Here is a 26,264-nt window from a genome sequence, read left to right as displayed (position 1 = left end):
TGGATTTACTCGACATCTTCAAAAGAGGTTAAACAGAGCTTGCCCTTGTGCTCGCTCACGGCGGCCGTGAACAGGCGCGAATCGTCGAGCAGGACTTCGGCCCGGTGCATGCTGATGGGAATCACGTCGCCGATGCGCAAGTCGAACAGGTTGCCCAGTTCCATTTCCTTGCTCACCAGGCGGCCCTGCAGGCCCACCTGCAGGCGCGCGCCCAGCGGCGCCTGGTTGCGCCCGGCGCGCCGGGCCGGATCGCGCTCGGGCTGCAGGCCGCGCAGCACGCTGGCCATCAGGTTCTTGTCGAGGGCGAACAGGAAGCGGCCGCTGAGCGGCTGGCCGCCTTCGCTGTCGGGGTCGCTCACCGTCACGCTGATGACCCAGCCGCCCTTGTGCGGCAGGCCGCCGCCGGCCGGCTTGAAGCCGTCGTCGTCGCCCGGCTGGGCGGGGGCGGCCGGCGCCGGCAGGTTCGATTCGATGCGGCCGGCCAGGGTGCCGGCCAGCTGCTGGCCCAGCACCACGGCCAGGCGCTCCTCGGTGGCGGTGATGCGCACGGCCGACTCGTCGGCCGCGGCGTTGCTCTTGGCGCGGCCGTAGCGGTAGTTCAGCACCGCCAGCAGCACCTTGCGCTCGAGCGAAAAGGCGATCTGGCCGGCCGGCGCCGAGAAATTGGTCCAGCGCAGCGCGGTTTCCTCGCCGTCCAGGCGGGAAAAGGCCACGCTGTCGACCTGGAAGGTGCCCCAGTAGCGGCGGTTCACATTGAGCCGCATGGCCTGGCCCAGGTCTTCCTTCAGCTGGGCGGCAAAGGCAGGCAGCCTGTGCACCGGCCTGCCCAGCAGGCAGGGGTCCAGAACTTGATGTTGCGCAGTCTGTTTTATGATGGTCATGTCAGTGGTCTGGTCGGTACGCTGTGAGTGCGCTGGCGATACGCCGATTGTTGCACAACCGCATGCCATATCCTAGCTTAAAAAGCGCCTCCTTAGCTAGGGCGATCTGGCCGCGCAGCGGAGCCGAAGCTTACAACAATTCCCCTGTTATTGCTACGCGTCAATAAAGCAGCGATAAAACGTTTTCTCCCTCTGGGGGCTTTACAGGGAAGTTGCCAGCGGGTAAGCTTATTCGTAGCATGACGGCGTTGCAGCCGCGATGCAACAAAAAACCGCGAAAGTGATGCTTAGTGCATGATTAAAAAGGAAATTCTGTCGTTTTCCTGCGCCACTTGCTGGTCCATCCGCGGCTTTTTTGTTGTTTCGATGCACGTCGATACGCCGAACTAATTTCCAGCATGTATCATTCCCCTGAGTCCGCTTTGAGACGCGTCGCAACCGGCGAATTTCCGCCGGGCACTGTCCGAATATGGCCGACATGGGGCTATGGTAGCCATGTGTGAGCAACGTTGCAATTAAGTGGAGGTTTCATGGCTAATGAATTTGCCAGCCTGATCCAGGCGGATCTGGCTTCCCTGACGAACGCGGCGGCCGACCTGTCGGCCAGCGCGATCGCGCCAGCGGCCCAGTTCGGCGCCCTGGCGGGCCATGCCGGCCAGGCCGGCAATGCGTCCTTTTCCTTTGCCCAGTCGATGCGCGACGCGGTGACCCGCGTCAACAACGACGACGCGATGGCGGCCCAGAAAATGGCCGACGTCGACGCCGGCCGCAGCGACGACCTGGTGGGCGCCATGCTGTCCAGCCAGGAAGCGAGCCTGTCGTTCTCGATGCTGATGCAAGTGCGCAACAAGGTCATGGGCGCGGTCGATGAACTGATCAAACTGCCGCTTTGATCGTTACCGCAGTATTGAACGCTGACATGCAGCGTACCAACGCCGGCCCGCGCCGGCTGCAGTTCCCCGTTCCGGCTTCAACCTTTCCACGCGAAAGTTCACAGTGATCAACACCATCAAGTCCGCCTTCGGGCGCTGGCGCTCCGGCGACGGCGCGAGTCCCTCCCTCCCCCCCGCCTTGCTCAAAAACCTCACTCCCATCTTGCTACTGGCGGTCGGCCTGACGGCGCTGGTGCTGATGGTGCTGTGGAAAGACCAGTCGGCCTACAAGCCGGTCTTCGGCGCGCGCGAGAAAGTGGTGGCGGCCGACATGATGACCGTGCTGGACGGCGAACAGATCCCCTACCGCGTGCACCCGGACAGCGGCCAGGTGCTGGTGCCCGAGTCCATGCTGGGCAAGGTGCGCATGCTGCTGGCCTCGAAAGGCGTGACGGCCCAGCTGCCGGCCGGCCTGGAGCTGATGGACAAGAACGACCCGCTGGGCGTGTCCCAGTTCGTGCAGGACGTGCGCTTCCGGCGCGGCCTGGAGGGCGAGCTGGCGCAGTCGATCATGACCCTGGACGCGATCGCCTCGGCGCGCGTGCACCTGTCGATCGCCAAGTCGACCTCCTTCGTCACCAGCGACGGCGACAAGTCGTCGGCCTCGGTGGTGATCGCCACCAAGCCGGGCCAGAAACTGTCGCCGGAAACCATCGCCGCCGTGGTCAACATGGTGGCCGGCAGCGTGGCCAGCCTGAGCCCGGCCCGCGTCAGCCTGGTGGACCAGGCCGGCAACCTGCTGTCGTCCCACGTCGACCTGGCCGACGGCTTCGATTCCTCGGCCGCCACCAATGAAAACGGCAAGCGCCTGCAGGACGACATCCGCAACAACATCCGCGGCCTGCTGGGCCCCATCGTCGGCGAAGACAATTTCCGCCTCAGCGTGACGGCCGCCGTGAACAACAACAAGGTCGAGGAAACGGTCGAGAAGTACGGCGAGACGCCGAAAGTGACCAGCGAGGCCATGCGCGAGGAGCAGGACCGCAACCGCCTCGTGATGGGCGTGCCGGGCACCTTGTCGAACCGCCCGCCCGCCGCCGAGGCGCCCAAGACCAACCCGGCCGACCCCAACCAGCAGCCGGACGGCTCGGCGCGCAAGAACGCCACCACCCGCCAGTACGCCTACGACCGCAGCATCGTGCAGACCAAGCACGCGCGCGGCACGCTGGAAAAGCAGAGCATTGCCGTGGTGCTGGCGCACGCCGCCGCGCCGTTCCCGAAAACCGGCTGGACCGCGGCCGAACTGGCCAATATCGACAAGGTGCTGCGCAACGGCCTGGGCATCAACGAGGAGCGCGGCGACACGCTGATGGTGACCGCCATGAACTTCCCGGCCAAGGCGCCGGTGGTGCCGTGGTGGCAGGAACGCGACACCGTGGTCGACTTCAGCTCCTGGCTGAGCTACGCGGTGGGCGCCATCCTGGCCTACTTCCTGCTGCTGCGTCCGCTGCTGCGCCTGCTCACGGCGCGCTTCGCGCCGGCCGCGCCGGCCCCGGCGGCACTGCGCGGTGCGGCGGCCCGCGCCGGCAGCGCCGAGGCCAGCGTGGTCGGCGGCCATGCGCCGGGCGACAAGGCGGCCGCGGGCGCGCCGGCCCTCGGCTCGCCGGAGGCCGCGCAAGAAGGCAAGGCGGCGCAGCTGGAAGAACAGGCCGCCAAGCCGGGCATGCCGGTGGTGCCGCTGCTGGAGAACTACGACCTGCCGCCGACCGGTTCCTCGGTCGACGTGATGGTCGATCACCTGAAGATCCTGGCTGAAAAAGAGCCGGAACGCGTAGCCGAAGTCGTCAAACAATGGATGCAGAAAAATGGCCGAACTCAATAACGATATGCCCGACGGTTTGGGCCTGACCCCGGTCGAGCAGGCCGCCATCGTGCTGCTGAGCATAGGCGAAGAGCCGGCCGCGGCCGTGCTGCGCTGCCTGTCGCGCGAGGAATTGCTGGAAGTGACGCAAGTGATGTCGCGCATGAGCGGCATCAAGGTGGAAGCCGTGAAGACCGCCATGCAGTCCTTCTTCGACGACTACCGCGAGCAGTCCGGCGTGCACGGCGCCTCGCGCGCCTACCTGAAGCGCTCGCTGGACCTGGCGCTGGGCAACGACATCGCGAACACCGTGCTCAACAACATCTACGGCGACGAGCTGCGCCCGAAAATGGCGCGCCTGCAGTGGGCCTCGCCGAAATGGCTGGCCGAGTACATCGCCAACGAGCACGTGCAGATGCAGGCCGTGTTCCTGGCCTTCCTGCCGCCCGCGCTGGCCGGCCAGATCATCGACGCGCTGCCGGTCGACGGGCGCGACCTGGTGCTGCTGAACCTGGCGCGCCTGGACGAGATCGACCGCGACCTGCTGCAGGAGCTCGACGAACTGGTCGACCGCTGCCTGGGCAGCTTCGACTCGCAAAGCACCAGCGTGGAAGGGATACGCCAGACCGCCGAGATCCTCAACCGCCTGCCGGGCAACCGCGCCCAGATCGTCGAGCTGCTGCGCGCGCACGACCCGGAAGTGGTGAACCAGATCGAACTGTCGATGTACGACTTCCTGATCCTGTCGACCCAGACCGAGGCCACGCTGTCGCGCCTGATCGAGGAAGTGCCGCTGGAGCAGTGGGCCATCGCGCTCAAGGGCGCCGAGCTGGCGATCCGCGACGCGGTGCTCAAAACCATGCCGAAACGCCAGGCGCAAGCCTTCGAGGACATGATGCGGCGCGCCGGCCCGGTGCCGATGTCGCGCATCGAATCGACGCGCCAGGACATCATGGCCACCGTCAAGGCGCTGGCCGACGCCGGCGAAGTCGAAGTGCAGCTGTTTGCCGAAACGGTGGTGGAATGATGAAGCAGTTCCGTCCCTACCGCTTCCCGCCGCTGTCGCAGTTCGCCCCGCCGCCGACCCGCGGCGGCGGCGTCGGCATGACCACCGACAGCGCCCAGTGGCAAGCTTCCGTCAGCGAAGGCTTCGAACAGGGCCAGCGCGACGGCTACGAGATCGGCCTGCAGCGCGGCCAGGAGGACGGCTTCGAGGCCGGCCGCAACGCCGGCTTCGAGCAGGGCCGCGAGGAAGGCCGCAACGAAACCCTGGTCGGCTTCGACACCATGGCGCGCCCGGTCGAGAGCATGCTCAAAGGCCTCAAAAAACTGCGCGCCGACTACCGCGCGGCGCAGCGCAAGGAAGTGGTGGACCTGGTGGCCAAGGTGGCGCGCTCGGTGATCCGCGCCGAGCTGGCGCTGCAGCCGGTGCAGATCATGGCGCTGGTCGACGAGACGCTGGCCTCGATGCCGCCCACGCGCGAAGACATCGACGTCTACCTGAACCCGGAAGAACTGAAGCGCATCGCCGACCTCGATCCGAAGCGCACCAAGCGCTGGAACCTGATCCCCGACCCGCGCCTGGACATCGGCGAATGCCGCATCCGCGCCGGCGACAACGAAGTCGATGCCGGATGCCATCAGCGTCTTGCTGCTGTCATGGAACAGGTCGATAATCAACTGCAGGCCGCCGACAGCGGCGACGAGTCCGAGAGCGAAGAATGATAGCTGATGCCTTGCGCAAGCTGGAGCTGGACGCGGTCCCCATGGCCACCCCGACCGGGCGCCTGGTGGGCGCGTCCGGCCTGCTGCTGGAAGCCATGGGGTGCCCGCTGCACACCGGCCAGCGCTGCCAGATCGAAACCGTCAACGGCGAATGGCTGGACGCGCAGGTGGTCGGCTTCCGCGACAAGCTTTCATTCCTGATGCCGTTCAAGAAGGCCATCGGCCTGACCACCGGCGCGCGCGTCATGCCCTCGCCCGACAAGGTCAGCCTGAGCATCGGCCCCGGCTGGCTGGGGCGCATGGTCAACGGCCTGGGCGAGCCGATCGACGGGCTGGGCAAGCTGGGCGGCGATTTTCCGCTCGACTACACGCCGCCGCGCGTGCATCCGCTGCGCAAGAAGCCGGTCACCGAGCCGCTCGACGTGGGCGTGCGCGCCATTAACAGCATGCTGACCCTGGGCAAGGGCCAGCGCGTCGGCCTGATGGCCGGCTCCGGCGTCGGCAAGTCGGTGCTGCTGGGCATGCTCACGCGCCAGACCGTGGCCGACGTGGTGGTGGTCGGCCTGATCGGCGAGCGCTCGCGCGAGGTGCGCGAATTCGTCGACATGTCGCTCGGGCCCGAGGGCCTGCGCAAGGCGGTGCTGGTGATCGCGCCGGCCGACGAATCGCCGCTGATGCGCATCATGGCCACCGAGCTGTGCCATTCGATCGCGGCGCACTACCGCGACCAGGGCAAGAACGTGCTGCTGCTGGTCGACTCGCTGACGCGCTACGCGATGGCGCTGCGCGAACAGGCGCTGGCGCTGGGCGAGCCGCCGGCCACCAAGGGCTATCCGCCGTCGGTGTTCTCCAACCTGCCGCAGCTGGTGGAATCGGCCGGCAACGGCGAGAACCCGAACGGCAGCATGAGCGCCATCTACACCGTGCTGGCCGAAGGCGACGACCAGCAGGACCCGGTGGTCGACACCGCGCGCGCCATCCTGGACGGCCACATCGTGCTCACGCGCGAGCTGGCCGAGCGCGGCCATTATCCGGCCATCAACATCGGCGCCTCGATCAGCCGCTGCATGAACCAGGTGATCGGCAAGGAGCATGTGCTGGCCGCGCGCGCGCTGAAAGCGTCGATGGCGCGCCACGACCGGGTGCGCGACCTGATCCCGCTGGGCGCCTATGTGCCCGGCGCCGACCCGGTGACGGACAAGGCGGTCAACCTGCATCCCCATATCGAAGAATTCCTGTGCCAGGGCACCAAGGAAGCGGCGCCCTACACCGCGTGCGTGGAAACCCTAGAAAGGCTGATGGCATGAGCGATTCGAAACCCCAGTCCCACATGATACGCAACCTGTCCACCCTGGTGGACCTGCGCTCGAACGAAGTGACGCGGCTGCAGACCGAGATGGCGGCCAAGGAATCGGTGCGCGAGCGCTACCAGAAGAACCTGGACCGGCTGACCGGCTTGTACCAGAACAGCGGCGCCAGCGGCAAGCTGCCGATGGCGCTGGCCTCCAACTGCGGCGACTACAAGCAGGCCGTGATGCAGATGGCCGACAGCCACCGCCTCGACCTGTCCATGCACGAGGCCGACATGGCCGTGTCGCAGCGCGCCCTCACCGCCGCCTACGTCAAGCGCGAAGTGCTGGACCAGGTGCTGCAGAAGAAACAGTTGGCCGAAGTGCACCAGGAACGGGCCAAGGAACGCAAGCAGCATGACGAACTGGCAACGCAACTGTGGTTGCGCAGTCAAAAACCCGGATAAACCATAAAAATTTCATAGGGAAACATTTTCGGTCGCCTGTTAGCACTGTACACTTCCCTCTAATTTCTCTGGAGCACATCATGGCAACCTCAGTCCCCGGCAGCGGCAGCGCCGACTACCCAGCATATATGGCAACGCAGCTGGCGACCCGTTACACGGAAGCTTCGCAATCGCTGCTGGACGACAAGACCAAGCTGGCCTCCAGCGGCGCCAGCGGCATCAGCAAGCTGAGCTCGGCGATGAGCACCTTCAGCAGCGCCTTGCTGGCCATGACCACCAAGAAGAGCGTGCTGGCCAACACGGCCGGCTTCAGCACCGACGTCGGCAGCGCCACCGCCGGCCCGGCCGCGGCCGCCGGCACCTACAATTTCTACGTCGAACAGCTGGCCACGGCCGGCCAGATCGCCTATGGCGGCATCACCGACACGGCGGCCGCCGGCAGCGGCAGCCTGAACGTGGTGCTAGCCGACGGCACCAACTTCAACGTCAACCTGGTCAACGCCGACAAGAACCTGGACGGCAACCTGACGGCGCAGGAAGTGGCCACCGCCATCAACCTGGCGGCCGACAACAATTCCACCGTCACCGCCTCCACCATGACGGTCAACGGCTCGACTACGCTGGTGCTGACCTCGAACGCCACCGGCGAAGACAACGCCGCCACCATCGACGCCACCAACGTCACCAGCGCCAGCCTCAAGGCCGAGCTGGAAGACGTCAGCAAGCAAACCCAGCTGGTAACCGCGCAGGACGCCGTGGTCTGGGTCGGCGCGCCGGACGGCAACCCGGCCAGCCCCAACCGCATGCAGCAAGCGTCGAACACCTATGCCGTGGTGAACGACGTCAAGATGACCTTCACCAAGGCCCAGGGCGTGGGCGACGCGCCGGTGACCCTGACGGTCAAACCCGACAGCGCCGGCACCAAGGCCAATGTGCAAGCCTTCGTGGACGCCTACAACCAGCTCAACAAGGTGCTGGACGAGCTGACCTTTGTCGGCGACACCCCGAACAACAAGGCCCCCGGCCCGTTCGCCAACGACGCCGGCCTGAAGGCGCTGCGCGGACGCATGCAGGACATGCTGCGCGCGCAAACCGACGGCGTCAGCCTGCCGGTGTTCGGCATCACCGCCCAGCGCGACGGCACCCTGGCCGTCAACGCCGACCGCCTGGCCAAGAGCATCGCCGTCAACCCGGAAGCGCTCGACAAGATCTTCGGCACGAGCAGCCTGAGCAACACCTCCGCGCTGCTGGGCGGACTGGACAAACTGCTCGACACCTGGACCAACAGTGTGGACGGCTACATCGGCGTGCGCCGCGAGGCCAACGAGCGGCTGCAGAGCACGCTGACCGACCGCCAGAACGCGCTGGACAACCTGTTCAACAATTCCTACAAGCGCTATCTGCAGCAGTTCACCACGCTGCAGCAGCTGCAAAACCAGATGTCGCAGAACACCGGCCTGTTCGACGCCCTGTTCTCCAGCAGCAAAGACAGCTAAGCCCGCACGCAACCTTATCCGAGAATCATGATGAACCAGGAAGCCTATAGCAGTTATCACTCCGTCAATCTGGACGCGCAGACGGCGCGCGCCTCGCCGATCGAGCTGGTGCTGGTGCTGACCGACGGCCTGCTGGAAGAGCTGGCGCGCGCGCGCGGCCACGTGGTCGGCAAGCGCTACGAACTGAAGGCCCTCAGCCTGAACAAGTGCACCGAGATCATCAATGGCCTGTCCAGCTCGCTCGACTACGACCAGGGCGGCGAAGTGGTGGCCAACCTGGGCCGCCTGTACGACTACTGCGTGGCGCGGCTGTACCGCGCCGGCGTGGACATGGACCCGGCCATCCTGGACGAGGTGGTCGGCTTGCTGACCACCATCAAGCAAGGCTGGCTCGGCGTGCAGGCCAAAAATGGATAGGCAACAGCAACTGCTGCAACTGGCGCAGAAAATGAGCGCGGCCACAGCCGCCTCGGACTGGACGGCGCTGTCGGCGATCAACACGCTAATGGCCGCCGCGCTGCCGGCCATGGCCGCGCAAGGCCCGTGGAACCCGGCCGAGCGCGCCGCGCTGGCCGCGCTGCGCCAGCTGCACCGGCAAGCCGAGCACTGCGCCAAGCTGGCCAGCGACCAGCTGTCGGCCAAGCTGAGCGAGCTGCAGGCCCGCAAGGAAGGCTGGATGGCCTACGCCATGACCAACCCCGACCACGAAAACATCGACGAACTACGCAACCGCAGCGAAGCTGCCGACACCGGAACCACTGCATGACTATGATTTCCTCTTCCGCGCCCGGCGCGCCCGTCCCTGTCCCGTCCGCGCCCGACGGCGCGCCGCCCGCTGCCGCCGAGTCCGGCGCCGCGGCGGGCGCGCTGCCGCTGTTCGCGCAGATTTTCGGCCAGGCCGATCCGGCCGCGCCGCTGGACGGCGCCCCCGACGACGAGAGCGCCGGCCTGGACAACGACACCGGCGCTGGCACTGACGCGGCCGATGCGGCCGGCGCCGCCAACGCGCTGCTGGCCCTGCTGCTGCCGACCGCCGCGCCGGCCGCCGCCCCCACCGCCGCCCCCGCCGGCCAAGCGAGCGTGGCCGCGCTGAACGCCGCCGCCAGCTACGGCCCCTACACCAGCACCGCCGCGCCCACCGGCGCGCCCACCGGCGCGCCGGTCAACGCGGCTGCCAATGCCGCCGTCAGCGCCGCGCAGGCAGCCTACGCGCCGACCGGCGCCCCCGGCACCGCCGCCCCTGCCGCCATCGCTTCCGCCCAGGCAGCCGGCCAGTCCAGCTATGGCGCCGCAGTACAGATTTCAGCACAGCAAGCCGCGCGCGAGGAGCGTGCCGCTTACGCGGCCGCCACCGCCGCCCCGACCGGCGCTCCAAGCTCCGCGCCTGGCGCTCCCGCCGGCCTTGCGCAGCCAATCCCTGCCCCGGCTATTTCCAGCGCCCTGCAGCAAGCGGCCGACCAGCTGCTGCAAGGCCAGCGCCGCAGCGGCCAGCGCGCCGAGCTGGCCACCATCAGCGGCGCGGCCCTGGCCGCCGGCGCGGCGCCGGGCGCCGCCATGGCTGCGGCCGGCGACGGCGCCAGCTTCAGCGCCGTCCATCAACTGAACCTGAATCTGGCGGCCGCGCCTGCCACGGCAGGCGCCCAGCCGGCAGCGGCCGGCGGCGACGCGCTGCGCCTGGCCGGCACGCCGGAACAATGGCAGCAGCCGCTGCGCGACGCGCTGGGCGACCGCCTCCAGCTCAGCCTGCAGCGCAATAACGATCACGCGGTGATCCGCCTGGAGCCGCCGAATATGGGCACGGTCGAGATTTCGATCCGCCATAGCGCCGGCGCGCTGCAAGTGAACCTGTCGGCCAACAACGCCGAAGTGCTGCGCCAGCTCAACAGCATCGGCGACAGCGTGCGCCAGGACCTGTCCCAGCGCAGCTTCGGCGACGTGGCCGTCACCGTGTCGGCCGCGCCGCGCGGCGGCAACCAGTCCTCGCTGGCCGACGGCGGCGCCGGCCGCCAACAGGGCCAGGAACAGCAGCAGCGCGCCCCGGGCCGCGCCCTGGGCGACGACGAGCAGGCCGCCCCCACCTTTGCCATGACCACCGAGCGGGAGTAAGTAATAGATGAACAAGAAACTGGTAATAGCCATGGTGGGCGTGCTGCTGCTGGGCGGCGGCGTGGCCGGCGGCGCGGTGTGGTACATGGGCAAGCAGGCGGCCGCGGGCCCCGAGGGCAAGACCGTCAAGCACGAAGAACCGAAGGTGGATACCGAGCCGCCCAAGTACATCACGGTGGACAAGGTGATCGTCATGCTCAAGCGCAGCGAGGGCGAGGCGGTGACCCATTACCTGTCGGCCGACCTGGTGGTGGCCACCACGGCCAAGCAGGAAAAGGAATGCAAGGAACATCTGCCGCTGTTGCGCAGCGTGGCCGTCAAGGCGCTGTCGGCGCTGCCGATGTCGAAGGCGGCGACGATGTCGATCGACCAGTTCGCCGACGAACTGAACAAGGCTTTCGACGAGACCTACGCCAAGGACAAGCGCGAACGGCCATTCTCGGAAGTGATGATCGGGAAACTGATCCTGGAGTGATGCGGTGGATATGAGTGGGGCGGGCATGGCATACATAGAGCAATACGCAGACAGCTACGCCGAGAGTTACGGCGTCGCCGGCAGCGCGCCGGTGGTGCACAGCGTGGCCGAGGAGCAGAAGTACCTGCTGTCGTATGCGCCGCTGGTCAAGCGCATCGTGCGCCAGCTCAATTCGCAGATCGCCGGCGCCATCGACCGCGACGACATGGAGCAGATCGGCCTGATGGGCCTGCTCGAAGCGCTGCGCCGCTACGGCACCCCGGACGCCGCCTTCGGCAGCTACGCCAGCCTGCGCATCCGCGGCGCCATCCTCGACGAGCTGCGGCGCCAGGACTGGCGCCCGCGCGCGGTGCGCCAGCACAGCCACAAGCTGCGCGACGCGGTGCGCGAGCTGACCCGCAAGCTGGGGCGCGAGCCGGACGAGCGCGAAATCATCGCCGGCCTGGGCATCACCGCCGAGGCCTACCAGGCTTACCAGCTCGACGAGAGCGCCGAGCTGATGGCCAGCTTTGACGAAGTGCTGCAGGATACCGTCAGCCCCGGCAGCGACGTCGCGCCCAGCCCGGAGGAACAGCTGATGGTGCGCCGTTCGCTGGCCCAGGCGCTGGGCGGGCTGGACGAGCGCGAACAGCGCGTGGTGCAGATGTACTACGAGTTCGAGCTCAGCTACAAGGAAATCGCCGCGGTGCTGGACCTGACCGACGCCCGCGTCTGCCAACTCAACAAGGCGGCGCTCAACAAAATGAAAGCGGTGCTGCAAAGCGCCTGATAAGTAAATGACGCAGAAAGGCGTATCATGCAGCAACTAATCGGCATCATCATTGTCCTGGGCAGTGTGTTCGGCGGCTTCTTCATGATGGGTGGCGTATTCCACCAGATCTGGCAGCCGATCGAACTGTTCGTCATTGCCGGCGCCGGCCTGGGCGCCATCGTCATCGGCAATCCGGCCCACGTGCTGAAGGAAATGGGCACCCAGCTCAAGAAGATCATTACCCGCAAGAAGTACGACTCGGAATTCCAGCGCCAGTTGCTGCTGCTGATGTACGAGCTGCTGCAGCTGGCCGCCGGCGGCCTGAAGGCGCTCGACGCCCACGTCGAGGCGCCCAAGGACAGCCCGCTGTTCCAGCGCTACCCGCTGGTGCTGGAAGAGCCCAAGCTGCTCGCCTTTATCGTCGACAACTTCCGCCTGATGGCCATGGGCAAGATCAACGCGCACGAGCTGGAAGGCGTGCTGGAGCAGGAACTGGAAGCCATCCACGAGGAACTGAACCAGCCTGCCAAGTCCATCGCCAAGATCGGCGAGGCGATGCCGGGCTTCGGCATCCTGGCCGCAGTGCTGGGCATCGTGATCACCATGAACACCGTGTCCGAAGGCGCCACCTCGGGCGAAATCGCGGAACACGTGGGCGCGGCCATGGTCGGCACCTTCATCGGCATTTTCCTGTGCTACGGCGTGCTGGACCCGATCGCCAACGTGATGAAGCAGCTGGTCAACCAGGAAGCGTCCAACAAGGAATGCGTGAAGGTGGTGCTGGTGACCCACGTGGCCGGCAAGCCGCCGCTGCTGGCGATCGACGCCGGGCGCCGCCTGGTGCCGCTGAACATCAAGCCGAGCTTCGCCCAGCTGGAGCGCTGGATCAACGAGCTGGAAGGCCGCGACAGCGAGCCCGAGTCCGGATCGCGCCGTGGAGGTGGCCGTGCTAAAGCCGCATGAGAAGCATGAGGAAACCATCATCAAGCGCGGCGGCGGCAAGCACGCGCACGATGACCACGGCGGCGCCTGGAAAGTAGCCTTCGCCGACTTCTGCCTGGCGCTGATGTGCTTGTTCCTGGTGCTGTGGCTGATGGCGGCGCGCAACACCGAATCGCTGCAGCACATCATGACCGAGCAGGACGGCAACAAGACCGACCAGGGCAAGGGCGTGATGCCGGAGCAGGTGGGCGGCCCGCGCGGCAGCCTGATCGAACGCTTCCCGATGCCGCGCACCGGCAAGAACGATTCGCCCGGCCAGGCCCTGGCCAGCGGCGAGAGCGCCTCGGAAGTGCAGGACAAGGTCAGCTATGAAACCCCGGGCGAGCTGCACAAGCTGGCCAAGGCGCTGGCCAAGCTGAGCGCGGAAACCGGCCTGGCGGCCAACCTGGAATCGGTGATCACCCCGTACGGCTTGCGCGTGATGCTGCACGACACCGACAAGCAAGGCATGTTCGTGCGCGGCTCGGCCGTGCCGACCGACCGCTTCCGCGCCCTGCTGCGCAGCATGGGCCCGCTGTTCGAGCGCATGCAGAACCAGATGCTGGTGGTCGGCCACACCGATTCCACCCAGTACGCCGACACCGGCTATTTCGCCTATTCGAACTGGACCCTGTCGTCCAACCGCGCCATGGCGGCGCGCTCCATGCTGCTGTCGGGCGGCATGCGCAAGGACAGCGTGCTGCAGGTGGTGGGCATGGCCGACCGCGCGCCGATCGACACCCAGAAGGCGGACGCCGGCGTCAACCGCCGCATCGAGCTGCTGATCCTGACCGCCGGCCAGGCCCAGGCGGTGTCGGCCATGTTCGGCATGCCGGGCAGCAAGAACATGCTGGGCGGCGAAGTCGACACTGCCCTGCCGGACGCCGAGTCCTTGCAGAAGCTGCGCAACAAGCTGGGGCCGGAGGGCAAATACGGGACCGGGCGCAATGGGAACTGAACATTTACTTCGCGCGCGGGCGTAAGGCGGGTTACTATGCAAACTTCCAAGACCAGAGGTCAACGTATGAGAATTTCGACTGGCAGCGTGGACGGCGCGGCCGTCCAGCGGGTAGCCGACAGCGCGCCGGCCGAGGCCGCGCACGCGCCTGCGGCGGCGCCGGCCGCGCCGGCATTGCAGTCGGCGGTGCTGCAGCCGGCACTGGCCGCGCTGAAGGACATGCCCGAAGTGGACCACGAGCGGGTGGCCATGCTGCGCGACGCGCTGGCCAAGGGCGAGCTGCCGTTCGACGCGGACAAGCTGGCCGGCCTGATCCAGCGCTTCCACGGGAGCGACAAGTGACATCTGCAGCATCCGCAGCGGCCCATACTGTTGCGACGCAGCAACAGCCGCCGCAGCCCAATCGCCAGCAATCGATGCAGGTACTGCTGGACGGCATCGGCGCCGACATGGCGGCCTACGCCGAGCTGCAGGCTTTGCTGGAACAGCAATTCGACGCGGCCGTGCGCCACCAGCGCGCCGCCCTGGAGCAGATCGCCGCAGCCGTGTCGGCGCTGGTCGAGGCCATGGAGGCGCGCCGCGTGCAGCGCGTGGCCTGCGCCGTGCACCTGCTGGGTCCGGCGCCCTCGATGGCGCAGATGTTTACCCTGCTGAAACCCGAACCGCGCACCCGCCTGGAGCAGCAATGGCAGGAACTGGAGCTGCGCGTGCTGGAATGCAAACGGCTGGGCAAGCGCAATAGCGACTTGCTGGTTGACCAATACACCATCATGCAGCGCGTGCTGCACGGCGAGGACCAGATTTATGAGCCGGCCTGACCTGCTGCGCCCCCTGCAGGCAACCGCTGCCACGGCGGCCACCGCCAGCAATATGCGCCCCACCGCCAGCCTGTCGCCGATGGCCGGCGGATCGTCTGCTGGCGGCTTCGGCGCGGCCTTCCGCCAGGTGCAGGGCGACGTCGCCGCCCTGATCAGCGGCGGCTGGACCAATAGCGGCGGCAGCGGAAACAGCGGCGACGCCCTGCCCTCGCAGGCGCTGAGCACGGCCGCGGCGGCGCTGCGCGCGCGCGCCGCCGGCGTCATCGACGGCCCGGCCGGGGACGGCAATGGCGCCACCACCGCCGAGCAGCAGGAATTCCTGGCCACCATCCAGCCGTGGGCGGCCGACGCCGCCAAGCGCCTGGGCGTGGCGCCCGAACTGGTGGCCGCGCACGCGGCGCTGGAATCGGGCTGGGGCCAGCGCCCGGTGGGCAGCAGCAACAACCTGTTCGGCATCAAGGCCGGCGGCCAGTGGCAAGGCGCGGTCGCGGCCGCCACCACCACCGAGTACGAACAGGGCCTGGCCTTGAAAAAAGTGGAACGCTTCCGCAGCTACCCGGACCAGGCGGCCGCCTTCCACGACTACGCCAATTTACTGATCGACAATCCGCGCTACCAGCAGGCGCTCAATACCGGCAACGACGCGCGCGCCTTCGCCAGCGGGCTGGCCCGGGGCGGCTACGCCACCGACCCGGCCTATGCCGACAAGCTCAGCAAGCTGGCCGGCAAAGTCCAACAGATGAAAAATCACCTGGGCGACTGAATGGACACGGGCAAATCGGCCGGTTCCACCGTTCCAGCGCCCGTCACCCGCGCCTTGATGATGTTGCCGTTGTTGTTGCGCACCCGTATCAGCGCGCCGCGCGCCCCCGGGTCCATCGCCTCGCCCGCCATGCTCACCTCGATCTGCTCGTTGCGCGCCACGATGCGCACCGCCTCGCCGCGCTTGACCAGCAGCTGGGCCGTGAGCATGTTCTGGCGCAGCAGCTCGCCGCTGCGCAGCGCGCGCCGCGCCGCCATGCCTTCGAGCAGCGCCAGGTCGGACACGGTGTCGCTCACCAGGCTGATGTCGCGCCGCTCGAGCGCCACGTCGGCCGCGTCCACAGGCCTGCCGCTGGCCACGTCGGCCGCCATCACCGCCACCCGCGCCGTCAGCTTGGCGCGCACCACAAACTCGTATTTCCAGCCCGCCTCGCCGGGGCAGCTCGCCACCAGGCGCATACGGGTGAGCTGGCGCGCGTCCAGCACGCCCACCGCCACCGGCGCCGGGCACACCGGCAGCACGCGGCTGGTGCGCACTGCGGCCACCTCCAATTCAGGCTCCACCAGGCCGTTGCCGTCGGCCTGGCGCAGCAGTGCGTCGCGCGCGGTTTGTTCCACCAGCGCCACAGTCTGCTCCGCAGTCGTGGCCGCTTCGCCAACAATTGGCACGATGATCGCCAACGCGGCAAAAATCGGATGTAAAATGGGATTGTTGAACATGGGCAATACCTTTACTATGATGGCTGCGGCGCGCGCAGTGCGCCCGGTCGCCATTTTACATGGGCAACGTACTTACGACAGGAGGGAATCAATGGGCATCAACTTCAAAGACGCACTCGGCTTGCATGGCGACGCGCTCCATTTGCGTGCCGAGCGCACGCGCATCCTGGCGTCCAATATCGCCAACGAGAACACACCCGGCTACCAGGCCCAGGACATGGACTTCGCGGCCACCCTGGCGCAGAGCCAGGCGCTGCAAACGGGCGAGCCGGAACTCGATTCGGACGGCAATGCGCTGTACCGCGTGCCCTACCACCCTACCCGCGACGGCAACACCGTCGAGATCGGCGTCGAGCAGGCCGCCTTCTCGCAGAACGCCAGCGACTTCCAGACCAGCTTGACCTTCATCAATATGAAGCTCAAGGGCCTGGCCAAAGCGATTAATGGCCAATAACCCGGTCAATAAGGTTTTCCCATGAGCTTCAAAGACATATCCCAGATCGCCGGCTCGGCGATGGCGGCGCAGACCGTGCGCCTGAACACGGTGGCCAGCAACCTGGCCAACGCCGATTCGGTGGCCGGCAACGAGAACGAAACCTACCGCGCCCGCAAACCGGTGTTCGCGGCCGTGATGAACGAAGGCGCCAACGCCGACAACGGCGGCCGGGTGCAGGTGCTGGACGTGGTCGAGAGCAGCGAGCCGCTGCGCAAGGTGTACGAGCCGGGCAACCCGCTGGCCAACGCCGACGGCATGGTGTACTACCCCAACGTCAACCAGGTGGCCGAGATGACCGACATGATGTCGGCCTCGCGCGCCTTTGAAACCAATGTGGAAGTGCTGGGTCGCATCCGCTCCATGCAGCAGTCGCTGCTCAAACTCGGTGAAGGTTAAGCCATGCAAACCAATTTCTTCGCAAATACCCCCGCCGGCTCGACGCCTGGCAGCAATCCACTGGCCAACGGCAGCGAAACCAGCCAGATGTTCACCAAGCTGCTGGTGGCCCAGATCCAGAACCAGGACCCGCTGTCGCCCACCGACCCCAGCCAGTTCATCAACCAGCTGACGCAGCTGTCGCAGACCGAGGCGCTGCAAAACGTCGGCAATCTGACCAGTGCCAACGCTAGCATCCTGCAAAGCATGCAAGTGCTGGCGCTCGGCGCGCAGGTCGGTTCAGACGTGCAAGTTACCGCTACCGAAGTGCAACTCGACGGCGCCAAGGTGAAAGGCGAAGTCACGCTGGAGGCCAGCAGCAGCAAGACCACGCTGGTGCTCACCGGCCTGGACGGCCGCGAACACAAGGTGGAACTGGGCTCCCAGTCGGGCGGCGCGGTGCCGTTCGCGCTGGATCCGCAAGCCATGGGCCTGCCGGCTGGCACCTACAAGATGCGCGTCGAAACCAGCACCAAGGAAGATCCAGCCATTGACGTGATCGGCCGCCTGAACAGCGTGCGCCTGGGCTCCGGCGGCGCCGTGGTGCTGAATGTGGCCAACGTGGGCGAAACCTCGCCGGCCAAGATTACCGCATTCAACGGCGCCTCCGGCACCAAAACCGCAAGCAACTAATTTACGCAGCACACCTTAGAAAGGTATCCGCCATGAGTTTCGATATCGCACTGTCCGGCATCCAGGCCATCAACGAGCAACTGGGCACCATCTCCAACAACATCGCCAACGCGGGTACCTATGGCTTCAAGTCGAGCCGGGCCAACTTCGCCTCGCAGTACGCCGGCACCCAGGCCGCCGGCGTGCAGATCGGTTCCGTGACCCAGAGTATCGGCCTGAACGGCGGTGTGGTGGCCACCGGGCGCGGTTTGGACGCGGCCATCAACGGCCGCGGCTTCTTCGTTGCGAAAGACGCGCAGGGTCAGATGAATTTCACCCGCGTAGGCATTTTCGACGCCAACACCGACGGCTTCCTGGTGGACTCCTCGGGCCGCAAAGTGCAAGGTTTCAGCATGAAGCCGCCATCGACCGCCCTGGGCCCGATGGGCGACCTGAGCGTGCCAACCGGCCAGATCCCTGCCGTCCCGAGCAGCAAGCTGACCTACGTCAGCAATATGTCCGACGACTGGAAAGTTCCGACAGGCACCTTTGCCGCCCCCGACCTGACCGCCAGTCCGCAGACCTTCCCACCAGTGGACTCGTACAACATGTCGCGCGTGTCGGTGCTGTATGACAGCAAGGGCAACCAGCACACGCTGACCCAGTACTTCATCAAAGCGTCGCCGAACACGGTCTCCATTCGCTACATGCTGAACGACCTGGAAGTGGGTACCGGCAATACACTAACCTTCGATGCAAAAGGCCAGCTCGATACGACCGACCCGGCGACCATCAAGTTCGAACTCCCGGACGCCGGGCCGCAAATCTACGATCCGGTAACGAACGCCTATGTCAGCACCGGCGCGGCCGACATCGGCATCGACATCGATTACACCGGCACCACCCTGCTGGCCGGCGAGGCTACCAATTCCACCAACAAGGCCGACGGCTATGCTTCGGGCACCTACATCGGCGTCGAGCTGGCCAAGGATGGTTCGCTGATCGCCAAATACAGCAACGACCAGCGCCAAGCCGTCGGCAAGGTGGCGCTCGCCACTTTCCCGGCCGAAGGTGAATTGACGGCGATCAGCGACACCAGCTGGATGGCGTCCAACACCTCCGGCACGCCGCTGTACAGCACCCCCGGCACCGGCATGACCGGTGCCCTCAGTACTACCTCACTGGAGCAGTCCAACGTCGACATCACTTCCGAGCTGGTGGGCCTGATGACTTCGCAGCGCAATTACCAGGCGAACTCCAAGGTCATCCAGACCGAGAACGCCATGATGCAAGCGCTGATGCAAGCGCTGTAACCGGGCCGCCTGACACATGGACGCACTGATCTATACCGCCATGAGCGGCGCCGAACGGGCGCTGCGCGGGCAACAGGTCCACGCCAACAACCTGGCGAACATGGACACCACCGGCTTCCGGGCCAACCTGGAAATATCCACCGCCCGTCCGCTGAGCGGCTACGGCTACGACGACCGCCACATGGCCGACATGCAGGCCAACGCGGTGACTACCCGCGGCGGCACGCTGAAGTCGACCGGCCGCGAGCTGGACGTGGCCATTTCCGGCGACGGCTTCTTCGCCGTGCAGGGCCCCACCGGCGAAGCCTACACGCGCGCCGGCGCCATCACGCTGGACGCCGACGGCGCCATGACGGTGGGCGGCATGCCCATCCTCGGCGACGGCGGCCCGATCACGCTGCCGCCGCACACCAAGGTACAAATCGGCCAGGACGGCACCGTCTCGGTGCAGACGCCCGGCACCGCGCAGATGCAGGTGGTCGACAAGCTCAAGCTGGTGAAGGCCGAGGCGTCCGAACTGACCAAGAACGAAGCGGGCCTGCTGGTGGCGCGCGACGGCCAGCTGCTGGCCACCGACGCCACCGTCAAGGTCAGCGCCGGCCACCTGGAAGGCAGCAATGTGTCGGCGGTCGAGGAAATGGTCGCCACCATGAGCTTGAACCGTACCTTTGAAATCCAGATGAAGCTGTTCAAAGCCAGCGACAGCATGGCCGAAGCCGGCAACCGCCTGATCGGCGGCTGACCCCAACACACCAGGAGCAATCATGAATCCAGCAATGTGGATCGCCAAGACCGGCGTGCAGGCGCAAGACGCGAAACTGCAAACCATCGCCAACAACCTGGCCAACGCCAACACGGTGGGCTTCAAGCGCGACCGCGTGGCCTTCCAGGACCTGTTCTATTCGATCGAACAGCAGCCGGGCGCGCAGCGCGCCGACAACAACACGCTGGCCCCGTCCGGCGTGCAGCTGGGTAACGGCACGCAACTGGTGGGCACGCAGAAGATCTTCACCAACGGCACCCTGCAGAACACCGGCAGCGCCTACGACGTGGCGATCCAGGGCAACGGCTTCCTGGCCGTGCGCCGCCCGGACGGCGAAACCGCCTACACCCGCGCCGGCCAGCTGCAGCCGAATGAAAACGGCATCCTGGTCAACAGCAGCGGCCTGCCGGTGATCCCGCAGATCACGCTGCCGGCCAACGCCACCGCCATGACGATTTCGGAAAACGGCGTGGTCTCGGTGGTGGTGCCCGGTTCGGCCACCGCCAACGTGATCGGCCAGCTGACGCTGACCTCCTTCATCAACCCCACCGGCCTGCAGGCGCTGGGCGAGAACCTGTTCGCCGAAACGGCCGCCAGCGGCGCGCCGACCGAGGGCAATCCTGGCACCGACCAGTTCGGCAAGCTGAAACAGGGCTCGCTGGAAGGCTCCAACGTGCAGGTGGTGGAGGAAATGGTGGACATGATCGCCGCGCAGCGCACCTACGAGATGAACACCAAGGTGCTGACCGCCGCCGACAACATGCTGCAGTACCTGTCGCAGGCGGCACGCTGATGAAAACCGCCCTGCCCGCCGCCCTGGCGCTGCTGCTCGGCGGCTGCGCCGCCGTGCAGCCGCCCGTGGTCCGGCCGGGCCCCTTCGACGACGCGCCCACCATGGCGCGCGCCGCCACGCCGCGCGGCACCTCGGGCGGTGTCTACGCCGTCGACGCCGGCCTGTCTCTGACCTCGGACAGCCGCGCCTTCCGCGTCGGCGACGTGGTCACCGTGCTGCTGGAAGAAACCACCCAGGCCTCGAAGAGCGCCGGCACGTCCTTCAAGAAGGATTCCGGCATCAACGTGGCAGCGCCCAGCCTGCTGGGCAAGATCCGCCCGAAAGCGGGCATCGACCTGAGCGCCGGCCGTTCCTTCGAGGGCGACGCCACCAGCACCCAGCAGAACGCGCTGTCCGGCGCCATCACCGTGATCGTGCAGGAAGTGATGCCGAACGGGCTGCTGCGCCTGGCCGGCGAAAAAATGCTGACCCTGAACCAGGGTGAGGAATTCGTGCGCCTGCGCGGCTACGTGCGCGCGGCCGACATCGACGCCGACAACCGCGTCTCCTCGCTGCGCATCGCCAACGCCCGCATCGCCTATTCGGGCCAGGGCACCCTGGCCGACGCCAATTCCCCCGGCTGGCTGACACGCTTCTTCGCCAGCCCCTACATGCCTTTCTAAGGTGGCACCATGCGCCGTACTTCATTCCTTTCCACCGGCACCGCTGCCGCCCTGGCCTGCGCCGCGCTGCTGAGCGCGCTCCCCATGCAGGCGGCCCAGGCCGCGCAAACCCTGCGCAACCTGGTCAGCATCGAGGGCGTGCGTGAAAACCCGCTGGTGGGCTACGGCCTGGTGGTGGGCCTGAACGGCAGCGGCGACTCGACCCAGGTCAAGTTCTCCAGCCAGTCCGTGATCAATATGCTCAAGCAGTTCGGCGTCAAGGTGCCGGACGGCACCGACGCGAAAAGCAAGAACGTGGCCACCGTCATGGTCAGCGCCGTGTTCCCGCCCGGCTACCGCCGCGGCCAGGCGATCGACATCACGGTTTCCTCGCTGGGCGACGCCAAGAGCCTGCGCGGCGGCGCCCTGCTGCTGACGCCGCTGCGCGCGGCCGACAATGAAGTGTACGCGCTGGCCCAGGGCAACGTGGTGGTGGGCGGCCTGTCGGCCGCCGGCAAGAGCGGCTCGTCGGTGACGGTCAACACGCCGACCTCCGGCCGGGTGCCGAACGGCGCCACCATCGAGCGCGAAATCCTCACCGACTTCGCCACCAGGCCCACCGTGCGCCTGTCGCTGCGCCATCCGCATTTCCAGACCGCCACCAATATCGTGGAGTCCATCAACAAGAAGTTCGGCGACGTCGCCAGCACCACCGACGCCACCAGCGTCGACGTGGTGGCGCCGGAAAATCCGACCCAGCGCGTGGCCTTCATGGCCAAGCTGGAAAGCCTGCCGATCGAGGTGGGCGACGACAACCCGAAAGTGGTGTTCAACTCGCGCACCGGCACCGTGGTGATCGCCGACGGCCTGCGCGTGCGCGCCGCCGCCGTCACCCACGGCTCGCTCAAGGTGGTGATTTCGGAAAGCAGCAAGGTCAGCCAGCCGAACGCCTTCGCCCAGGGCACCACCCAGGTCACGCCGCAATCGAACGTCAGCGTGGACCAGGGTTCGGGCCAGATGTTCAAGTGGCCGGCCGGCGCCAAGCTGCAAACCATCATCGACACTGTCAATTCGCTGGGCGCCTCGCCGGACGACATCATGGCCATCCTGCAGGCGCTGGACCAGGCCGGCGCCATCGAAGGCGAACTGGTCGTCATTTAAGGAAAGCATACCGCCATGCAACGTCTCGACCCCATTTTGCCGCGCCAGCTCGACCTCGGCCCCTCGGCCAAGCAGGAACTGGCCCCGGTGGCCAGTGCGGCAACCGAGCCGGCCGACCCGGCCGACGCGCATTACCGCGCCAAGGCCACCGAGGCGGCCGTCAAGTTCGAATCGTTCTTCATCGGCGACATGCTGCACCGCATGCGCACCTCGACCGAGGCGCTGAAGGACGAGGAGCGCAAGGACAGCATCAACCGCGACATGCTGGACATGGCCGACAACCTGGTGGCCGACCAGATGGCTGGCCAGCGCGCCTTCGGCGTGGCCGACGCCATCCTGCGCCAGCTGCTGCCGTCCGCCGCACCGGTGGCGCCGCACGTGCCCGGCGCGCCGATGCCGCTGGCTCCAGCCACAAATAACGCCAAAACCATTTAATGCGGCGCAGAAAGTGGTCGCCTTTATCAGTTAACGGACCAGTGAAGATGCTTTAAAGCAACTGGTCCACGCCTACACCAGGAAAGACCAGCACCAATGAGCATACTCAGCAACGCGCTATCCGGTTCGATCGCCGCCCAAACAGCGCTCAATACCACCAGCCAGAACATTGCCAATCTGCAAACGAAAGGCTATACCCGCCAGGGGGTGCTGCTCAATGCCATGGCGCCGGGCTTGGGCTCCAAACTGGCCGGCAACGGCGTGGAAGTGGGCGGCCTGCTGCGCTTTTCGGATTCCTACAAGAACCAGCAGATGTGGCGCGCGGCGTCCGACCTCGGCTCCCACAGCCAAACCCAGCCGTACCTGTCGCAGATGGAACGCGTAATGGGCGACGACAAGTCCGGCCTGAGCAACGGCGTGGACGAATTCTTCAAGGCCCTCAACGCGGCCGGCGTTGACCCGACCTCGACCCCGCTGCGCCAGCAGGTGGTGACGGCGGCCAACTCCATGTCGCAGCATTTCAACAGCATCTACAACGTGACGGCCAACCAGCGCCTGTCCGTGCGCCAGCAGCGCGACGCGCTGATGCCCTCGATGAACCAGAGCATGGCCGGCATTGCCGCCTTGAACGCGCGCATCACCGGCGCGTCCGCCGTGGGCACCAACGTTTCGGCCCTGATCGACGAGCGCGACATGGCCATCGACCAACTGGCCTCGATGGTGGCGATCGAAGTGATCGACCAGCCTGACGGCTCGCGCAGCGTCTCGCTGCGCACCGGGCAGCCGCTGGTGGTGGGCAACCTGTCGAGCAGCGTCTCGATCGACGGCACCAGCGGCGAGCCGGTGCTCACGCTGACCTTCGGCCACTCCAAATTTTCGCTGGACGACACCAAGGTGGGCGGCCAGATGGGCGGCCTGGCCGATTACGACAAGAATATATTGGTGCCGCTGCAGAAATCGATTCAAGACATGGCCGAGCAACTGGCCGACAAGATGAACAGCCAGCTGGCCCTCGGCTTCGATTCGGCCGGCAACCCGGGCAAGCCGCTGTTTTCCTTCGACTCGGCCAGCACCACCGGCATGCTGCAGATCGACCCGGCCTTCCTGGCCGGCGACCTGGCCTTCTCGGCCGACGGCACCCCGGGCGACAGCGCCAACCTGCAGCTGCTGATCGACATCAAAAACCAGCCGGTGACCCTGACCTCGATCGGTTCGGTGCTGCTGGGCGACGCCGACACCCAGCTGGTGGGCAAGCTGGGCATCGACAGCCAGCAGAACCAGGCGCTGCTGAAAACCGCCACCACCATCCGCCAGCAATCCGAGGATGACTGGAAGTCGACCAGCGGCGTGAACCAGGACGAGGAAGCGATCAACCTGGTGGAATTCCAGAATATGTACCAGGCGAACATGAAGGTGATCGCCGTGGCCAACAGCCTGTTCGACGCCACGCTGGCGATGTTCAACTAAGAGGATCGCCATGCGCATCGCCACTTCCCAATCGCAAGCCACGATGAACCGCTCGCTGACGATGAACCAGGACGCCCTGACGCGCCTGTCCCAGCAGATGGCCTCCGGCTCCCGCATCCAGGTGCCGTCCGACGACCCGGTGTCGAACGTGCGCATCTCGCGCCTGAACCGCGAGGAAGCCATTGTCGGCCAGTACCGCGAGAACATCGACGCGGTCCAGATCCGCCTGCAGAAAAACGAAACCTACCTGAGCAGCGTGGTGCGCGACATCAATGAAGCGCGCGACCTGTTCGTGTGGGCGCTGGACGGCGGCAGCACCACGCCGGACGACTTGCAGTCCATGGTGACGTCGCTGCAATCGCTGCGCGAAAGCATGCTCTACAGCGCCAACGTGAAGGACCAGGAAGGCAAATACATCTTCTCCGGCACACTCACCAGCACCCCGGCGATCACCTTCGACGCCGGCGCCGCCGCCGGCGCGCGCTATACCTACACCGGCAACAACGGCAAGCAGCAGGTAGTGGTCGGCAACGGCATCGCGCAGACCGCGAATGTGGACGCGCAAGGCCTGGAAACCTATCTGAACCAGATCGACGCCGTGCTCGACGGCCTGACCGTGCCGGGCGTGTCGCCCAACGACCCGACCTTCCGCACCCTGCTAACGGACGCGCTGACCGGCTCGGACGACACCTTGACGCTGATTTCGAGCAAGATCGCCGCTTTCGGCGGCGCGCAGAACATCCTCGCCACCCTGCACGACAATCACACCAATGTCAGCCTGTCGAATCAGATGGCGCTGACCGATATCGGCAAGCTGGACTACGGTCTGGCCGCCACCGAGCTGAACGGTTACACTATTGCATTACAATCCACTTACAAGGCCTACGCTAAAGTAAGCAATCTGTCGCTGTTTAACGTCCTCTAACTAACGCCGTCCAACTCGCATGCAAATCGCTCCGCGCCCCAGTTCCAGCGGTCTTGCCGCAGGCAATACCAGCTCCACCAGCAAGGTCGACGAGACCAAGCTGGCGGCGCCGGTAGGCACGCCTGAGCCTGCCGCTAGCGGCGCCGCCGCGCCGGCGCCGCGGCGCGGCGTCAGCAACTGGGACCAGCCGCTGCAGAGCGATATCTCGGGCGCCCAGCAGGCGGTCGATTTCCTGGAGCAGAGCGCGGCCCAGCTGCGCATGCTGAAGGCCGAACTGAGCGCCAAGCTGGCCAGCCGCGCCGGCCGCGACGGCCAGGTGGAGGCGCGCGTGCGCCAGTTCAACGACACCTGGCGCAACCGCCAGGACGCGTCCGGCGGCACGCTGGACAGCCAGCTCGGCTACAACTCCAGCCAGTCCCTGCAGCGCTTCAAGGTGCGCGGCATGAACATGGCCAACCTGCGCAGCGGCGCGCGCGAAACGCTGGCCATCGCGGTCGGCGGCGGCGCGGCCGGACTGCGTTCGGTGGCGCTGGAACCGGGCCTGTCGGACCAGGAGATCGTGCAGCGCTTCAACCAGGCGCTGGTGCCGGCCAATATCAGCGTCGGCCTGGGCGACAATGGCGACCTGGAGTTCGCGGTGCCCGAATCGGCCTGGGCCAGCGTGCGCGACACCATGGCCATCCAGGGCGGCGGCATCCGCTTCCCCACCGGCCAGCTGCACCGCGTGCGCACCGAGCCGGAAGCGCCAGCCATCGCGCCGGAAACTTGGAGCACCAGCGACGCCGAAGCCATCCGCCAGACGCTGGCGCAAGTGATCCAGGCGCTGAGCCACGTGGAAGCGGCGCTGGCCAAGGTCAACCTGGCCCTGAGCGACGCCAGCGCGCGCGCCGCGTCGGCCATGCCGCAGGTGAGCGCGGCCGGCATGGACCAGGCGGCCCAGAACTTCGTGACGGCGGCCAACGAGCCCAGCTACGCTTCCCTGCTGAGCCTGACCTCGGCGCTGACCGGCATCAACCGCGAACGCGTGATGGCGCTGCTGGGCCTGCGCTAAGCTTACCAAG

General features: G+C 66.6%; 31 protein-coding genes. 29 read left to right on the top strand and 2 right to left on the bottom strand.

Annotated elements, in window-relative coordinates; genetic code table 11:
* Positions 1-5: 5 nt before the first annotated feature.
* A complete protein-coding gene (locus AC56DV_RS27955; protein ID WP_496317484.1) occupies positions 6-881 on the bottom strand; it encodes a FliM/FliN family flagellar motor switch protein in 876 nt (291 codons plus the stop codon).
* Between the two features lie 530 nt (positions 882-1,411).
* Here AC56DV_RS27955 and fliE point away from each other — a divergent pair.
* The 17 genes from fliE (at position 1,412) to AC56DV_RS27870 (ending at position 15,443) form a co-directional block, all read left to right on the top strand.
* Positions 1,412-1,774, top strand: a complete 363-nt coding sequence (gene fliE, locus AC56DV_RS27950; protein WP_496317483.1) for a flagellar hook-basal body complex protein FliE — start codon at positions 1,412-1,414, stop codon at positions 1,772-1,774.
* A gap of 103 nt (positions 1,775-1,877) precedes the next feature.
* Positions 1,878-3,635: a flagellar basal-body MS-ring/collar protein FliF gene (fliF, locus tag AC56DV_RS27945; protein WP_496317482.1), complete on the top strand. Its 1,758-nt coding sequence runs from the start codon at positions 1,878-1,880 to the stop codon at positions 3,633-3,635.
* On the top strand, positions 3,619-4,641 hold the full coding sequence (locus tag AC56DV_RS27940; protein ID WP_496317481.1) for a flagellar motor switch protein FliG: 1,023 nt from the start codon (positions 3,619-3,621) through the stop codon (positions 4,639-4,641). Before fliF ends, AC56DV_RS27940 begins: the two co-directional genes overlap by 17 nt.
* Positions 4,641-5,339: a flagellar assembly protein FliH gene (gene fliH / locus AC56DV_RS27935; RefSeq protein WP_496318490.1), complete on the top strand. Its 699-nt coding sequence runs from the start codon at positions 4,641-4,643 to the stop codon at positions 5,337-5,339. The genes AC56DV_RS27940 and fliH overlap by 1 nt, the downstream gene beginning before the upstream one ends.
* Entirely contained in the window at positions 5,336-6,646 is a 1,311-nt protein-coding gene (fliI, locus tag AC56DV_RS27930; RefSeq protein ID WP_496317480.1) for a flagellar protein export ATPase FliI, read from the top strand. Before fliH ends, fliI begins: the two co-directional genes overlap by 4 nt.
* Positions 6,643-7,095 carry a flagellar export protein FliJ gene (gene fliJ / locus AC56DV_RS27925; protein ID WP_496317479.1) on the top strand — a complete coding sequence of 151 codons (453 nt, stop codon included), beginning with the start codon at positions 6,643-6,645 and terminating at the stop codon, positions 7,093-7,095. The genes fliI and fliJ overlap by 4 nt, the downstream gene beginning before the upstream one ends.
* Positions 7,096-7,175: 80 nt before the next feature.
* Positions 7,176-8,591 carry a flagellar filament capping protein FliD gene (fliD, locus tag AC56DV_RS27920; RefSeq protein ID WP_496317478.1) on the top strand — a complete coding sequence of 472 codons (1,416 nt, stop codon included), beginning with the start codon at positions 7,176-7,178 and terminating at the stop codon, positions 8,589-8,591.
* Positions 8,592-8,618: 27 nt separating this feature from the next.
* Positions 8,619-9,008 (top strand): flagellar export chaperone FliS, encoded by a 390-nt coding sequence (fliS, locus tag AC56DV_RS27915; protein ID WP_496317477.1) that lies wholly within the window; start codon positions 8,619-8,621, stop codon positions 9,006-9,008.
* A gap of 31 nt (positions 9,009-9,039) precedes the next feature.
* Positions 9,040-9,357, top strand: a complete 318-nt coding sequence (locus AC56DV_RS27910) for a hypothetical protein (RefSeq protein WP_496317476.1) — start codon at positions 9,040-9,042, stop codon at positions 9,355-9,357.
* Positions 9,354-10,697 (top strand): flagellar hook-length control protein FliK, encoded by a 1,344-nt coding sequence (locus AC56DV_RS27905; protein WP_496317475.1) that lies wholly within the window; start codon positions 9,354-9,356, stop codon positions 10,695-10,697. Before AC56DV_RS27910 ends, AC56DV_RS27905 begins: the two co-directional genes overlap by 4 nt.
* Positions 10,698-10,704: 7 nt before the next feature.
* On the top strand, positions 10,705-11,172 hold the full coding sequence (locus tag AC56DV_RS27900) for a flagellar basal body-associated FliL family protein (protein ID WP_496317474.1): 468 nt from the start codon (positions 10,705-10,707) through the stop codon (positions 11,170-11,172).
* 25 nt (positions 11,173-11,197) lie between these two features.
* Positions 11,198-11,941 carry a FliA/WhiG family RNA polymerase sigma factor gene (locus AC56DV_RS27895; RefSeq protein WP_496317473.1) on the top strand — a complete coding sequence of 248 codons (744 nt, stop codon included), beginning with the start codon at positions 11,198-11,200 and terminating at the stop codon, positions 11,939-11,941.
* A 27-nt stretch (positions 11,942-11,968) separates the two neighbouring features.
* Positions 11,969-12,886: a flagellar motor stator protein MotA gene (motA, locus tag AC56DV_RS27890; RefSeq protein WP_496317472.1), complete on the top strand. Its 918-nt coding sequence runs from the start codon at positions 11,969-11,971 to the stop codon at positions 12,884-12,886.
* Positions 12,870-13,862: a flagellar motor protein MotB gene (locus tag AC56DV_RS27885; protein ID WP_496317471.1), complete on the top strand. Its 993-nt coding sequence runs from the start codon at positions 12,870-12,872 to the stop codon at positions 13,860-13,862. Before motA ends, AC56DV_RS27885 begins: the two co-directional genes overlap by 17 nt.
* A 66-nt stretch (positions 13,863-13,928) precedes the next feature.
* Positions 13,929-14,204: a flagellar biosynthesis anti-sigma factor FlgM gene (gene flgM / locus AC56DV_RS27880; protein WP_496317470.1), complete on the top strand. Its 276-nt coding sequence runs from the start codon at positions 13,929-13,931 to the stop codon at positions 14,202-14,204.
* A complete protein-coding gene (locus AC56DV_RS27875) occupies positions 14,201-14,680 on the top strand; it encodes a flagellar protein FlgN (protein WP_496317469.1) in 480 nt (159 codons plus the stop codon). The genes flgM and AC56DV_RS27875 overlap by 4 nt, the downstream gene beginning before the upstream one ends.
* Positions 14,667-15,443: a glycoside hydrolase family 73 protein gene (locus AC56DV_RS27870; protein ID WP_496317468.1), complete on the top strand. Its 777-nt coding sequence runs from the start codon at positions 14,667-14,669 to the stop codon at positions 15,441-15,443. The genes AC56DV_RS27875 and AC56DV_RS27870 overlap by 14 nt, the downstream gene beginning before the upstream one ends.
* On the opposite strand, the gene flgA is transcribed toward AC56DV_RS27870, so the two are convergent.
* On the bottom strand, positions 15,428-16,111 hold the full coding sequence (gene flgA / locus AC56DV_RS27865; protein WP_496317467.1) for a flagellar basal body P-ring formation chaperone FlgA: 684 nt from the start codon (positions 16,109-16,111) through the stop codon (positions 15,428-15,430). The genes AC56DV_RS27870 and flgA overlap by 16 nt on opposite strands.
* Positions 16,112-16,253: 142 nt before the next feature.
* Here flgA and flgB point away from each other — a divergent pair, with 142 nt between their 5' ends.
* From flgB to AC56DV_RS27805, 12 genes are all read left to right on the top strand, one after another.
* Positions 16,254-16,616 (top strand): flagellar basal body rod protein FlgB, encoded by a 363-nt coding sequence (flgB, locus tag AC56DV_RS27860; RefSeq protein ID WP_057156968.1) that lies wholly within the window; start codon positions 16,254-16,256, stop codon positions 16,614-16,616.
* Between the two features lie 21 nt (positions 16,617-16,637).
* On the top strand, positions 16,638-17,054 hold the full coding sequence (gene flgC / locus AC56DV_RS27855; protein WP_496317466.1) for a flagellar basal body rod protein FlgC: 417 nt from the start codon (positions 16,638-16,640) through the stop codon (positions 17,052-17,054).
* A gap of 3 nt (positions 17,055-17,057) precedes the next feature.
* A complete protein-coding gene (locus AC56DV_RS27850; RefSeq protein ID WP_496317465.1) occupies positions 17,058-17,726 on the top strand; it encodes a flagellar hook capping FlgD N-terminal domain-containing protein in 669 nt (222 codons plus the stop codon).
* Between the two features lie 32 nt (positions 17,727-17,758).
* Positions 17,759-19,018 carry a flagellar hook protein FlgE gene (locus AC56DV_RS27845; RefSeq protein WP_496317464.1) on the top strand — a complete coding sequence of 420 codons (1,260 nt, stop codon included), beginning with the start codon at positions 17,759-17,761 and terminating at the stop codon, positions 19,016-19,018.
* A gap of 16 nt (positions 19,019-19,034) precedes the next feature.
* Positions 19,035-19,760: a flagellar basal-body rod protein FlgF gene (gene flgF / locus AC56DV_RS27840; protein WP_496317463.1), complete on the top strand. Its 726-nt coding sequence runs from the start codon at positions 19,035-19,037 to the stop codon at positions 19,758-19,760.
* A 22-nt stretch (positions 19,761-19,782) separates the two neighbouring features.
* The gene (gene flgG / locus AC56DV_RS27835; RefSeq protein ID WP_496317462.1) at positions 19,783-20,574 is read left to right on the top strand and encodes a flagellar basal-body rod protein FlgG; all 792 of its coding nucleotides are present in this window, start codon (positions 19,783-19,785) and stop codon (positions 20,572-20,574) included.
* Positions 20,574-21,236, top strand: a complete 663-nt coding sequence (gene flgH / locus AC56DV_RS27830; protein ID WP_496317461.1) for a flagellar basal body L-ring protein FlgH — start codon at positions 20,574-20,576, stop codon at positions 21,234-21,236. Before flgG ends, flgH begins: the two co-directional genes overlap by 1 nt.
* A gap of 9 nt (positions 21,237-21,245) precedes the next feature.
* On the top strand, positions 21,246-22,376 hold the full coding sequence (locus AC56DV_RS27825) for a flagellar basal body P-ring protein FlgI (protein ID WP_496317460.1): 1,131 nt from the start codon (positions 21,246-21,248) through the stop codon (positions 22,374-22,376).
* A gap of 15 nt (positions 22,377-22,391) precedes the next feature.
* Positions 22,392-22,811: a rod-binding protein gene (locus AC56DV_RS27820; RefSeq protein ID WP_496317459.1), complete on the top strand. Its 420-nt coding sequence runs from the start codon at positions 22,392-22,394 to the stop codon at positions 22,809-22,811.
* 96 nt (positions 22,812-22,907) lie between these two features.
* On the top strand, positions 22,908-24,278 hold the full coding sequence (flgK, locus tag AC56DV_RS27815; protein WP_496317458.1) for a flagellar hook-associated protein FlgK: 1,371 nt from the start codon (positions 22,908-22,910) through the stop codon (positions 24,276-24,278).
* A 10-nt stretch (positions 24,279-24,288) separates the two neighbouring features.
* On the top strand, positions 24,289-25,203 hold the full coding sequence (gene flgL / locus AC56DV_RS27810) for a flagellar hook-associated protein FlgL (RefSeq protein ID WP_496317457.1): 915 nt from the start codon (positions 24,289-24,291) through the stop codon (positions 25,201-25,203).
* A gap of 19 nt (positions 25,204-25,222) precedes the next feature.
* Positions 25,223-26,254 carry a hypothetical protein gene (locus tag AC56DV_RS27805; RefSeq protein ID WP_496317456.1) on the top strand — a complete coding sequence of 344 codons (1,032 nt, stop codon included), beginning with the start codon at positions 25,223-25,225 and terminating at the stop codon, positions 26,252-26,254.
* Positions 26,255-26,264 lie beyond the last annotated feature (10 nt).

It is taken from the genome of Massilia sp. BGA-UO-ETr-WB1, assembly GCF_059567845.1.
This window is presented reverse-complemented; position numbering and strand designations above follow the sequence as displayed.